This window comes from Lutibacter sp., assembly GCF_040883305.1.
GTDB lineage: Bacteria > Bacteroidota > Bacteroidia > Flavobacteriales > Flavobacteriaceae > Lutibacter.
Genome location: NZ_JBFLKT010000293.1, coordinates 1 through 11,943 on the forward strand (window position 1 = coordinate 1; position 11,943 = coordinate 11,943).

The window sequence follows — 11,943 nt, forward strand, 5'->3', positions numbered from 1 at the left end:
AATTAAAGTTTGGAAAAACTTCGCCTACTTTTTTACCTGTACGTGCTACAATTCTTTCAAAATACATTTGCACCCACGGCGGAATTCCTCCAATAAGTGTCATATCCTCATTTATGGTTTCATCAATAATAGCTTCTATCTTTTTTTCCCAATCTTCAATACAATTGGTTTTCCAGCTTGGCAACCTGTTTTTTGTTAAATAAGAAGGGATGTAATGCGCTGTTATACCAGACAATCTTCCAATATTAATTCCATTTTGCTCTTTTAACTCTGGACTTCCTTGTATAAAGATCATTTTACCATTTAAGAAATCGGTTTTTTTAGTTTCGTTTATGTACAATAAAAGCGAATTTTTAGCCGCATTTATATGCATTGGCATAGATTCTTTTGTTAAAGGAATGTATTTTGTGCCAGATGTTGTGCCAGAAGTTTTGGCAAAATACAAGGGTTTGCCTTTCCATAAAACGTCTGGTTCTCCAGCTACAACTCTTTCTATATACGGCTTTAAATCTTCGTAATCTCTAATTGGAACTTCCTCTTTAAAATTTTGATAGGTTTTAATATTTTCAAAATTATGGTCTTTTCCAAAAGCAGTATGTTTTGCTTGCGTAATTAATTTATGAAAAACTTTTTGCTGAACTTTTACTGCGTTATTACTTTCTTTATAAAATTTGGATGCAATACGTTTTGCTAATGGTTTTGCTAAAATGGATTTAATACTCATAGTTATTCAAAATCAATATAATTAACAGGATTTACTGGATATCCTTCATTCCAAAGTTCGAAATGTAAATGTGGACCAGTACTAAATTCCCCAGTATTTCCAGCAGACGCAATTACTTCACCAGACTTTACTAAATCTCCTTGTTCTTTATGTATTGCTGTATTATGTTTATAAACTGAAATAAAACCTCCAGAATGTTTCACAATAACAACATGCCCGGTTTCTGAAGTCCAAGCAGCAAAAATTACAGTTCCATCGGCAACAGATTTAACAGGAGTTCCCATTTCAACAGCAATATCAACTGCAAAATGTTTGGTTTTTGGATTGTAACCATCGGTTAAGGTACCTACAACTGGTGCGAAAAACACAATATCTGCACTTTTTGTTGCTTCATTAAAAATACTATATCTATCCGCTCTTTCGACATCTAATCTAAATTCTAAATCTGCTTCTGAAGGTCCTAAACTTATAGAATCCTTATCAAATTGTATTGTTTGCAGTACAGAATCTTTATCGAATTGAACTTCGGATATTTCTCCAGTTAGTAAATCTCTAACTCTTTGAATGTATAAATTATTAACTTCGAGTACTTGTTGTAAAGAATCTGCTTTATAAATTAATTCGGTTGCATTTCTTTTTAATTCAGTTGAAGAATAGCCCGGAATGTATTCTCTTAATTGGGTAAAAGCAATTAAAAATATAGTTCCAACAATAAGTAAAATTGAGAATAGCCCTCCAAAAATAAATACATTTAACCGGGTTAGTTTAAAGGACAACTTTTCTTCAAAAGTTTCTTCATTTAAAACAACCAAACGGTATTTGTTTATTAATTTCTGTCTAAATTTCCCTTTATTTTTAGGTTTTTTTGTCATAGTTTGAATTGAAGCAAATATACAACGAAAATTTGTTTAATTAATTTTAGTGTGTGCAGATTTGAGTGTTAAATCTAAGCCAAAATTAATTTTTATAGAAGTTCATTTCATCAATATAATTCCAAACATTTGCAGGTAACATGGGTCTAATATCTTTTTTATCTTTAATGCTTTTTCTAATAAATGTTGAAGAAATTTGAACAATTGGAGCTTTTACGCTGTGTACATTTGGATGTTTTAAGAGTTCACTCTCTACTGTTCCATCCGAAATTCTCGGATATACATACAACTGGTAATTTTTAAGAATTGTTTCATAATTTTTCCACTTATGAAACCCCTTTAAATTATCCTCTCCCATAATTAAACAAAATTGATGTTCTGGATATTTTTCTTCAATGTGAATTAATGTATTTACAGTATAATTTGGTTGTGGAAGTTTAAACTCAATATCTGAAGTTTTTAATTTTGGATAGTCTTCAACAGCTACATTTGCAATGGCCAGTCTATGAATATTATCTAATAAAGAGCTTTTTTGCTTAAACGGACTCATTGGCGTAATTACAAACCAAACTTCACCTAAATCCGAAAACTCCGCCATATAATTTGCAAGTATTAAATGCCCAATATGAATTGGATTAAATGTACCAAAAAACAGTCCTATTTTCATGTATTTATTTTATAAATTTTTCAATTAATTTATAAGCTTCCTTTTTGGCTTCTTCTAAATTATCATTTACTAAAATTACATCAAATTCTTTAGCATAGTTGAGTTCTTTTTCTGCTTTTGCTACGCGTTCTTTAATTTTTTCTTCAGAATCGGTTTTTCTATTTCTTAACCTGCGTTCCATTTCTTTAATTGAAGGTGGTTGTACAAAAACAGCCAATGTTTGTGTTGGAAATTGTTTTTTTATATTTAAACCTCCAACTACATCAATATCAAAAATTACGTGTTTGCCTAATTTCCAAATGCGTTGTATTTCTTTTTTTAAAGTTCCATAATAATTATCGGTGTACACTTCTTCCCATTCAATAAAATGGTCTTTCTTTATATGTTTTTTAAATTTTTCAGCAGAAATAAAATAGTAATCTTTTCCGTCTATTTCTGTTCCTCTAGGTGCGCGAGAAGTTGCAGAAATTGAAAAATCTAAATTTAACTCAGGTTGCTTTAATAAATGATGTACAATTGTTGTTTTACCAGAGCCTGAAGGTGCCGAAAAAACAATAAGTTTCCCTTCTTTTTGCATGGTTTTATAATACGTTTAAATTTTGTTCTTTAATTTTTTCAAGTTCATCTTTCATTTGAACAACTAATTTTTGCATAGGTGCAAAGTTAGATTTAGAGCCAATTGTATTTATCTCTCTACCAATCTCTTGCGTTATAAAGCCTAGTTTTTTACCATTAGAATCGTCAGATTTTAATGCTTTCTTAAAATAATCTAAATGGTTTTTTAAGCGTACTTTTTCTTCGGTAATATCTAATTTTTCGATATAATAGATAAGTTCTTGTTCAAACCTATTTTGATCTATGTTGGTTTCTAGTTCTGCAATGGCTTTTCTTAGTTTTTCTTTAACTTGCTCAATGCGTTGTGGATCTACTTCAATTACTTTTTCTAAGAGGTCTTCAATAATAGAAATTCTTAATACAAAATCCTCCAATAATACTTTTCCTTCATCAATTCTATAGGTAGTTATTTCATCAATTGTATTTTCTAGCGCTGCATTTATTTGAGCCCATTCTTTTTCATCTAGTTCTTCGCGTTCGGTTTTTAAAGAATCTGGTAATTTTACCGCCATTTTAAGCAATTCAACTTCGTTAGAATCAACAATTGTTCTTAATTGATTCATGTATTCTTTCACTACATTTTCATTTATTTTTGATGAAAGTTCTACGCCATTATTTTCAATAAAAACAGAAAAATCAACTTTCCCTCTAACCAATGCTGAGGCTAATTTTTTACGAATATATAGTTCTTTCTCTCTATAATAAGCAGGAATACGAACGTTTAAATCTATATTTTTACTGTTTAACGATTTTAATTCAATCGTAATTTTTTTGGTTGGAAGTTGTAATACGGTCTTGCCGTAACCAGTCATTGATTGTATCATCTATTTTCAGATATTTTGGCAAATTTAAACAATTTAAACTATGTACTAATTAATTATACTATTGAAGCGAGTTTTTTGTACTAAAACTATTATGTACTTTTGATGAATTTATTAATATTATCAGTTTTATTTTGAGCAAACACAAACATTTATTAGTTATCAGACTTTCTGCAATGGGAGATGTTGCAATGACAGTTCCAGTAATAAGAGCCTTTGTTGAACAACATCCCAATGTTAAAATAACAGTACTTTCAAAACCATTTTTAAAACCATTGTTTGCTGATATTAAAAATGTAGCATTTTTTGCGGCTGATGTCACCAATAAACACAAAGGTTTTTTTGGAATTTATAAATTGTATAAAGAATTAGAATTGTTAAAAGTTGATGCTGTTGCAGATTTACACAATGTTTTAAGGTCTAAAATATTAAGAACTTTTTTTAAAATATCCTATAAAAATGTAGCTTTTATAAATAAAGGAAGAAGTGAAAAACGTGCATTAACACAAACCAAAAATAAAGTTTTTAAACAATTGAAAACTACACACGAACGTTATGTCGATGTTTTTAGAAAATTAGGTTTTAGTTTAGATATTGCGAATCCAACATTTCCTGAAAGAAGTGAATTGCCAGAAGAATTATTAAAAATTACGGGTGTTAAATCTAAAAAATGGGTAGGAATTGCACCTTTTGCTCAGTACAATTCTAAAATGTATCCAATAGATTTAATGGAAAAAGTAATTGCTGAATTGTCTGAAAATAAAGCTATAAAAATATTTTTGTTTGGTGGTGGAAAAAAAGAAGTTGAAATTTTAGATGCAATTGCGAATAAATATGCAACCACAATTAATATGGCAGGAAAAATAAAATTAGCTCAAGAATTAAATTTAATTTCAAATTTAGATTGTATGCTAAGTATGGATTCTGGAAATGCACATTTTGCAGCAATGTTAGGTGTAAATACGTTAACTATCTGGGGAATTACACATCCGTTTACAGGCTTTGCCCCTTTTAATCAACCTTTTGAAAATGCTATTTTACCAGATTTAAATAAATATCCAAACATTCCTTGTTCAATTTATGGTAACAAAGTGTGCGAAGGTTATGAAGATGTTATGAGAACGATTTCTCCAGAAAGTGTAGTTGATAAAATATTGAAATCTATTACATAAAAAAGACTGTTTAAAAAGTAAAATTTAACATCATCCTGAACTTGATTACTCATCCATTTTTTATTTTATAATATGGAATACGTGCATCTTCGATTTCAGGTTCTCATAATGATTGGTTATCAGTACGATGAGATTTTGCATTTCGACTTGGCACAATGACCGGTTGCTGAGCGGAGTCGAAGCACAGAATGATGGTTTTTTTACTACCTAAACAGCCTCTTTAAAAATTACTCTTTAAATCTTAGTCTAAAGCTGGTATTCTTAAAACTTGACCTGGATAAATTTTATCTGGATCTGTAAGCATTGGTTTATTTGCTTCAAAAATAATAGGATATTTCATTGCATCTCCATAATATTTTTTAGCAATTTTACTTAAATAATCTCCTTTAACAACTGTATGAAATTGCGCTTCTGGTTCAGGAATTTCTACAGTCATTCTATCATCAACTGTTGCAATACCTTCAGTATTACCCAATACCAATATTACTTTTTCACGTGTTGCTTGAGAATCTGCTTGTCCCCAAACGGTAGCGTTATCGCCATTAACTTCAACATTTAAGTCTTGTACTTTAAACCCTAAAGTTTCAACTGCATTTGAAAGTTTAGCTGCTTTTTGCTTAGCTAATGCTGCTACATCTGCCGCTTCCTCAGTAGTAGTTTTTCCAATCCCAAAAACTTTGGCTCCGGCATTTTTAATAAATGAAAATAATCCCATGTCTTTTTCTTTTTTTAATTAATAATTAGTTTTTAAAAATTCAATATGTAATATACAAAAATTAAACCAAATCTTTAGTTTAAAATCTCGTTTTAAAGTTTTATTTTTGCAATAAATACTTCATATATGATTGTCAATATTTTAGATGCTAAGAAATCAATATTAAATAAGTTTATTTCTGAAATAAGAGATGTCACAGTTCAAAAAGATTCAATGCGTTTTAGACGAAATATTGGCAGAATTGGTGAAATTATTAGTTATGAACTTAGTAAATCATTGGTTTTTGAAAACAATGCAGTAACCACGCCATTAGGAACAAAAATTGTTGCAACTCCTAAAAATGATATTGTTTTATGCTCCATTTTAAGAGCTGGTTTACCATTACATGAAGGTCTTCTAAATTATTTTGATGATGCCGAAAATGGATTTATTTCAGCATATCGAAAACATATTAGCGAAACTGAATTTGAAATTAAAGTAGAATATTTTGCTTCACCCAATTTAGACAATAAAACATTAATTTTAGCTGATCCTATGTTAGCTACAGGACGATCCATTACTGCTGTTTATGAAGGTTTAAAAAAACATGGAATACCAAAAGAAATCCATTTAGCTTGTGTTATAGGTTCAACTGAAGGTATTGAGTACATTAAAGATTACTTTCCAGAAAACACTAAATTATGGATTGGAACTGTTGATGAAAAATTAAATGACCACGGTTATATTGTTCCTGGCTTGGGAGATGCGGGCGATTTAGCTTATGGAGTAAAATTATAAAAAATACACAACTACAGCAACTATAAAAAATAGGTATAAAACTAGATTTTTAAAAGTGTTGGACGAAGTTTTTTGTAAAAAATTAGCTATTATTATACCAGACGGAAGCACCAAAAAAAATAGTTCCGAACCATTTTTTTGTGGTGATAATACTACAATAATTACTGCAATTATAAAGTGACCTATAATTAGTTGTAAAGTAGATTTAAAAGTAGTACTTACCTGTACTATTTTTGGTATCAAAAAAACAATACTCCATAATAAAATTGTTATTAATAAAGATAGCGGTAATAAATATTTTAATTGATTGTAATTAGAAAAATCAACATTATAATTAAAAATTAGTCTGTTGTAAAGTAGTTCGGTGCTATCAAAGTAAAAATGATATGTAAAAAACCCAATTAACGGAAATAAAATACCAACTACAGGAATTGCCAAATTTCTCAAAGTTATTTTGTTGTAAATAAATAAGCCAATATATACCAGCACTAAAAATAAGATACTCCAAGTATATAAAATGGTAGAAATCCCTATCCAGAAACCTGCATCAAATAGTTTGCTTTCTGTGTTAATTCCAGATTTTAAACTATATATTTTTCTAAAAGCAAAAAGTAAAAGCAGATTAGAAATAAACAAGTTTATTGTAAATATTGTTTCATAAAAACTACCTAATAAAACAATAATTATATACAAAGCATATGAATTATCCTCTGTTAAATTATTCTTTCTTAAAATAAAATTAATAAGCAATAACATAAAAAAAAAGCCAACAAAAACAGCTAAATTCAAACCTAAAGAAGCTATAGAAAAATCAATTGTTTTAAATAAAAATGTAGCTGCTACATAAAAAATTGTAAATAGTAATAATAAGTTAACAATTATTACAGGTTTAGTTTTATTAAAAAAATTTGCTATCATTACTATATTTCATACTTTTGCCTGTAAATATAATTAAGAAATGATTGCAAACAATATTTTTAAAGCGATAGGTGATTTTTTTACAAATGTTTTATTTGCACCTTACCATGAGATTAGAGCCATGGATAATTGGTGGTTGCAAAACACTGTAAGTTGGATTTTTATTATTATTACTTTTATTGCATTCTTTTATTGGATAGGTGAAATAAGAAAATACAAAAAAGCTGGAAACGAATAGTTTCGACTCCTATTTTATTTAAATTTTCCTTTTAAAACGCGCTACTAACTGTGGGAAGTAAAAACAAACTAAAAAGATTTCGTGAAAACGATTCATTTTCTAATGTAATTCAACCAACACGAGAAGAAGTACTCGAAGGCTTTTCTAAAAAAGGAAAATGGCAAGCTTTTTTTAACAACAATAATCCAATTGTATTAGAACTAGGCTGTGGAAAAGGTGAATATACAATTGCTTTGGCACGTAAAAATCCCAAGATAAATTATATTGGAATAGATTTAAAAGGTGCGCGTTTTTGGCGCGGTGCTAAAACGGCTTTAGAAGAAAATTTAACCAATGTTGCTTTTATTAGAACACAAATTGAATTAATTGATTTGTTATTTGCTGAAAATGAAGTAACCGAAATCTGGATCACCTTCCCAGATCCTCAAATAAAATACACACGCACAAAACATAGATTAACAAATGCTGAATTTTTAAAAAAATACCATCAAGTTTTAATACCTGAAGGTATTGTAAATTTAAAAACAGATAGTGAATTTATGCATGGTTATACGTTAGGATTATTACATGGTGCTGGTCACGAAGTTTTATATGCACATCACGATATTTATAAAAACGCTCATTCACCAAAAGAAGTTACCACAACACAAACTTTTTACGAAAGTCAGTATTTAGAGAAAGGAAAACCAATAACTTATATTAAATTTAGACTAAACTATTAGTATTATGGCGCTACAATTTATTTTAGGTTTTTTAACCTCTTTTGTAGCGGCTACTCCACCTGGTTTGTTAAATTTAACATCCTTAAAAATTAGTTTAGAAAAGGGGAAACGAAAAAGTTATCATTTTGCCTTTGGTGTAACAATCATCATCTTTATCCAAACGTATATTTCATTAATTTTCACAAACTATATTCATAATAAATCATTCATTGGAACATCTTTTCAGGTAATAGCTGTCATATTATTTTCTTTACTCTCTGTGTACTTTTTTTACAAAGGAATTAAAGAGAAGAAAACACAAAAAATAAAAAAAGCGAAAATAAAAAACAGCTTTACACTGGGCTTGTTATTATCAACTTTAAACCTTTTGGCAATTCCTTATTATTGCAGTGTTGGAAGTACTTTAAAAACTAATGGATGGATGGATTTTACCCAAACAAATATTTTAATTTTTGTGTTAGGTTCGGGAATTGGAACTTTTGCTTTATTAAGTATTTACAACAATTTAGCTAGTTTAATTCAAAAGGAAATGGGATTACTATCCAGAAATATTAATTTTATTTTAGGTGGTATTACTGGAATAATTGCGCTTGTAACAATTATTAAACTACTAAATTGAAAAATTCAGAAAATTTTTTCGAAAAAGTCTATGGGGTTGCAAAAAAAATTCCTTTTGGAAGAGTTACCAGTTACGGTGCAATTGCCAAATATTTAGGGGCAGCACGCTCTGCCAGAATGGTTGGTTGGGCAATGAATGCATCACACAATAATCAAGAAATTCCTGCACACAGAGTTGTAAATAGAAAAGGATTATTAACAGGAAAACATCATTTTGATGGCACCAACCTAATGCAACAATTATTAGAAAGTGAAGGAATCCAAGTTGTTGAAAATCAAATTCAAAATTTTGATGGCATTTTTTGGGATCCATTTATAGAATTACCAAATAATTTATAACCTATTTTTTTTTGTAACAAGCGCTGCAGTACTTTTTAAATCTTAGCTTTTTATATTCGTTTGAACTCTGTATATTTGTTGTTTAGAATCATTTTACATAAAGAATATGACATATAGCAAAAAAGATATAACAAAAGCACTTGAAACCATTACCGCTCCTGGTGAAGGCAAAAGTTTAGTAGAAAGCGGAGCAGTAAAAAATATTGTTACTTTTGAGAAAGAAATTATAGTAGATGTAACTATTAGTAACCCTACTTTACAAGCAAAAAAGAAAGTTGAAGTTGAAATAATGAAAGCTATTCACGAAAGCGTGGATCAAAAAGCCGATGTAAAAGTAAATGTTACAGCAGTTGCTCCTACAGTAGCACCTCTTAAGCCAGAAAAACCAAAAGTTCCTGGAATTCAAAATATTATTGCAATTGCATCTGGAAAAGGTGGTGTAGGAAAATCTACTATTACTTCAAATATGGCGATTTCACTACAAAAAATGGGCTTTAAAGTTGGTATTTTAGATGCTGATGTTTACGGACCTTCAATACATTTAATGTTTGATGTTGCAAATGCAAGACCTTTATCTGTTGAAATTGACGGTCGCTCAAAAATGCAGCCAGTTGAAAGCTATGGTGTAAAAATACTTTCATTAGGGTTTTTTACAGATGCAAATCAAGCTGTAATTTGGCGTGGAGCAATGGCTTCAAAAGCATTAAATCAAATGATTTTTGATGCACATTGGGGCGAATTAGATTTTCTTTTAATCGATTTACCTCCTGGAACTGGAGATATTCACTTGTCAATAGTACAAGCTATTCCAGTAACGGGTGCAGTTATTGTAAGTACACCTCAAAATATTGCTTTAGCCGATGCTAAAAAAGGAGTTGCAATGTTTAAGCAAGAAACTATTAACGTTCCTGTTTTAGGAATTGTTGAGAACATGAGTTACTTTACACCAGCAGAATTGCCAGATAATAAATACTATATTTTTGGAAAAGATGGAGCAAAAAACCTAGCGGAAGATATTGAAACTGCATTTTTAGGTGAAGTACCGTTAGTGCAAAGTATTAGAGAAGCAGGTGATGTTGGTCATCCAGTTGCCTTACAAGACAATACACCTTTGGAAAATGCATTTAGCACAATAACTAAAAACACTTTATCTCAACTGGTAAAAAGAAATAAAGATTTACCTCCTACAGATATTGTAAGAATTACAACTATGAGCGGTTGTAGTACAAAATAATTATGAAGATGGATTTAGAAGAACTAAAAGCAAACGTAGAAAGTGCGTTGCAAGAAATAAGACCTTATTTAGAAGCTGATGGTGGAAATATTTCTTTAGTAGAGATTACCGAAGATACTGTAAGCGTGCAATTAGAAGGTGCTTGTTTAGGTTGTTCTGTAAATCAAATGACTCTGAAAAATGGTGTTGAAGCTACCATAATAAAACACGCTCCTCAAATAAAAAGAGTGATAGAAATTAACGGAATTAAATTTTAACATAAATAAGTAAATACACTTATTTTTAATTAATAAACTTCCAGAACTAACAATTTTAATAAAAGCTTAACTATAAAACGTTTGGCTTTTATTATTTTTGGAACAGAAATTGCTTCTTAATAAGCAAATAATTAGCAACTTATCAATGAAAAAACAATTTTTTATTCTATTCCTTTTTATATCTGCATTTACATTTGGTCAATCTGTAAAACTTGAAACCATAAATCCGCAAAAAAAATTAGCTTTTAAAGGAGGAGAATGGCTAAAGTTTAGAATGAGTTATAGTAACTTTTTTAATGCTGGTTTTTCTACTATGGAAGTTAAAGAAACCAAAAACTTAAACAAAGATGCATTTCATATTATTGGAACAGGTAAATCAACAGGTATTGTAAGTTTGTTTTTTAAAGTAAAAGATGATTATCAGACTTTTATATATAAGGATAATTTAAAACCATATAGATTTATTAGAAAAATTGACGAAGGTGGTTATACAAAAGACAAAGAAATTACTTTTGATTACGATACTAAACAGGCTACTGTAAAAAACAATAAATCTAATACAGAAACAAAGCACCCAATTAATGACGAAATTCAGGATATACTTTCATCTCTTTACTTTTTAAGAAGCCAAAAGCTAAATACATTAAAAGTGGGAGACGAAATTGAATTGCCTATGTTCTTCGATCAAGAAATTCACAACTTTAAATTACTTTTTTTAGGTGAAGAAGTTATAAAAACTAAATTCGGAAAAGTTAGTTCCTTAGCTTTTAGACCAATGGTTCAAGCTGGGAGAGTGTTTAAAGAACAAGAAAGTGTTACCGTTTGGATAAGTAACGATGATAATAAAATTCCATTAAGAATTAAAGCCTCACTTGCAGTTGGATCCCTTAGAGCAGATTTAGATGCTTTTAAAGGATTAGCGCATCCTTTTAACATTATTTTTGACAATTAAATTGTACTTTTGCGTTTTATTTTTTTAACTGAATAAATACACAAACACATAAATATTGAAAAATATAATTACACTTTTAATATTGGCTTTTTTATTTTCTTGTAAAAAAGATAAACCACAAGCTAATTTAGTTCCTGAAACTACAAAACCAGCAATTTTAGAGGAATTTGGTTTTAAATTAAACAACTACAAAGTAATAAACGACACCATTAAATCTGGAGAAAATTTTAGTGAAATTTTAGACAGACACCATATCGCATATCCTAAAGTTTTAGAAATTGTAAATAAAATTAAAGATACCT

Annotated in this window: 16 protein-coding genes and 1 pseudogene; 10 read left to right on the forward strand and 7 right to left on the reverse strand. The window is 29.3% G+C overall.

The features are described 5' to 3' along the window. The 5 genes from AB1Z17_RS09345 to AB1Z17_RS09365 form a co-directional block, all read right to left on the reverse strand. Positions 1 to 724, reverse strand: a 724-nt coding sequence (locus AB1Z17_RS09345) for a GH3 auxin-responsive promoter family protein (protein ID WP_368051538.1), incomplete at its 3' end; no start/stop codon positions are given. A gap of 2 nt (positions 725 to 726) precedes the next feature. After that, entirely contained in the window at positions 727 to 1,596 is an 870-nt protein-coding gene (locus AB1Z17_RS09350) for a M23 family metallopeptidase (RefSeq protein ID WP_368051539.1), read from the reverse strand. An 85-nt stretch (positions 1,597 to 1,681) separates the two neighbouring features. Next, positions 1,682 to 2,263, reverse strand: a complete 582-nt coding sequence (gene nadD / locus AB1Z17_RS09355) for a nicotinate (nicotinamide) nucleotide adenylyltransferase (protein WP_368051540.1) — start codon at positions 2,261 to 2,263, stop codon at positions 1,682 to 1,684. 4 nt (positions 2,264 to 2,267) lie between these two features. After that, positions 2,268 to 2,840, reverse strand: a complete 573-nt coding sequence (gene gmk / locus AB1Z17_RS09360; RefSeq protein ID WP_368051541.1) for a guanylate kinase — start codon at positions 2,838 to 2,840, stop codon at positions 2,268 to 2,270. A 4-nt stretch (positions 2,841 to 2,844) separates the two neighbouring features. Further along, positions 2,845 to 3,702: a YicC/YloC family endoribonuclease gene (locus AB1Z17_RS09365; RefSeq protein ID WP_368051542.1), complete on the reverse strand. Its 858-nt coding sequence runs from the start codon at positions 3,700 to 3,702 to the stop codon at positions 2,845 to 2,847. Positions 3,703 to 3,833: 131 nt separating this feature from the next. On the opposite strand from AB1Z17_RS09365, the gene AB1Z17_RS09370 reads away from it, so the two are divergent. After that, a complete protein-coding gene (locus AB1Z17_RS09370) occupies positions 3,834 to 4,871 on the forward strand; it encodes a glycosyltransferase family 9 protein (RefSeq protein WP_368051543.1) in 1,038 nt (345 codons plus the stop codon). Between the two features lie 241 nt (positions 4,872 to 5,112). Here the strand turns inward: AB1Z17_RS09370 and lysM are convergent, their stop codons facing one another. Then, complete coding sequence (gene lysM, locus AB1Z17_RS09375; protein ID WP_368051544.1) at positions 5,113 to 5,586, reverse strand: peptidoglycan-binding protein LysM; 474 nt, start codon at positions 5,584 to 5,586, stop codon at positions 5,113 to 5,115. A 126-nt stretch (positions 5,587 to 5,712) separates the two neighbouring features. Between lysM and upp the strand changes: the two genes are divergently transcribed. After that, positions 5,713 to 6,363, forward strand: coding sequence for a uracil phosphoribosyltransferase (gene upp, locus AB1Z17_RS09380; protein WP_368051545.1), 651 nt, complete (start codon positions 5,713 to 5,715; stop codon positions 6,361 to 6,363). Here the strand turns inward: upp and AB1Z17_RS09385 are convergent. Continuing rightward, a complete protein-coding gene (locus tag AB1Z17_RS09385) occupies positions 6,358 to 7,281 on the reverse strand; it encodes a DUF6427 family protein (RefSeq protein WP_368051546.1) in 924 nt (307 codons plus the stop codon). The two genes, upp and AB1Z17_RS09385, sit on opposite strands and share 6 nt — an antisense overlap. A 40-nt stretch (positions 7,282 to 7,321) precedes the next feature. On the opposite strand from AB1Z17_RS09385, the gene AB1Z17_RS09390 reads away from it, so the two are divergent. The 8 genes and pseudogenes from AB1Z17_RS09390 to AB1Z17_RS09425 all read left to right on the forward strand — a co-directional run. Beyond that, the gene (locus AB1Z17_RS09390; protein WP_368051547.1) at positions 7,322 to 7,519 is read left to right on the forward strand and encodes a uracil phosphoribosyltransferase; all 198 of its coding nucleotides are present in this window, start codon (positions 7,322 to 7,324) and stop codon (positions 7,517 to 7,519) included. Positions 7,520 to 7,569: 50 nt separating this feature from the next. Further along, the gene (trmB, locus tag AB1Z17_RS09395) at positions 7,570 to 8,241 is read left to right on the forward strand and encodes a tRNA (guanosine(46)-N7)-methyltransferase TrmB (protein ID WP_368051548.1); all 672 of its coding nucleotides are present in this window, start codon (positions 7,570 to 7,572) and stop codon (positions 8,239 to 8,241) included. Between the two features lie 4 nt (positions 8,242 to 8,245). Continuing rightward, positions 8,246 to 8,860 (forward strand): LysE family transporter, encoded by a 615-nt coding sequence (locus AB1Z17_RS09400; protein ID WP_368051549.1) that lies wholly within the window; start codon positions 8,246 to 8,248, stop codon positions 8,858 to 8,860. After that, positions 8,857 to 9,198, forward strand: coding sequence for an MGMT family protein (locus AB1Z17_RS09405; RefSeq protein ID WP_368051550.1), 342 nt, complete (start codon positions 8,857 to 8,859; stop codon positions 9,196 to 9,198). The genes AB1Z17_RS09400 and AB1Z17_RS09405 overlap by 4 nt, the downstream gene beginning before the upstream one ends. 106 nt (positions 9,199 to 9,304) lie before the next feature. After that, the gene (locus AB1Z17_RS09410) at positions 9,305 to 10,432 is read left to right on the forward strand and encodes a P-loop NTPase (RefSeq protein WP_368051551.1); all 1,128 of its coding nucleotides are present in this window, start codon (positions 9,305 to 9,307) and stop codon (positions 10,430 to 10,432) included. A gap of 8 nt (positions 10,433 to 10,440) precedes the next feature. Next, on the forward strand, positions 10,441 to 10,689 hold the full coding sequence (locus AB1Z17_RS09415; protein ID WP_368051552.1) for a NifU family protein: 249 nt from the start codon (positions 10,441 to 10,443) through the stop codon (positions 10,687 to 10,689). A 145-nt stretch (positions 10,690 to 10,834) separates the two neighbouring features. Next, the gene (locus AB1Z17_RS09420) at positions 10,835 to 11,641 is read left to right on the forward strand and encodes a DUF3108 domain-containing protein (RefSeq protein WP_368051553.1); all 807 of its coding nucleotides are present in this window, start codon (positions 10,835 to 10,837) and stop codon (positions 11,639 to 11,641) included. Between the two features lie 55 nt (positions 11,642 to 11,696). After that, positions 11,697 to 11,943 (forward strand): annotated as a pseudogene (locus tag AB1Z17_RS09425) (M23 family peptidase); the annotation flags it as partial.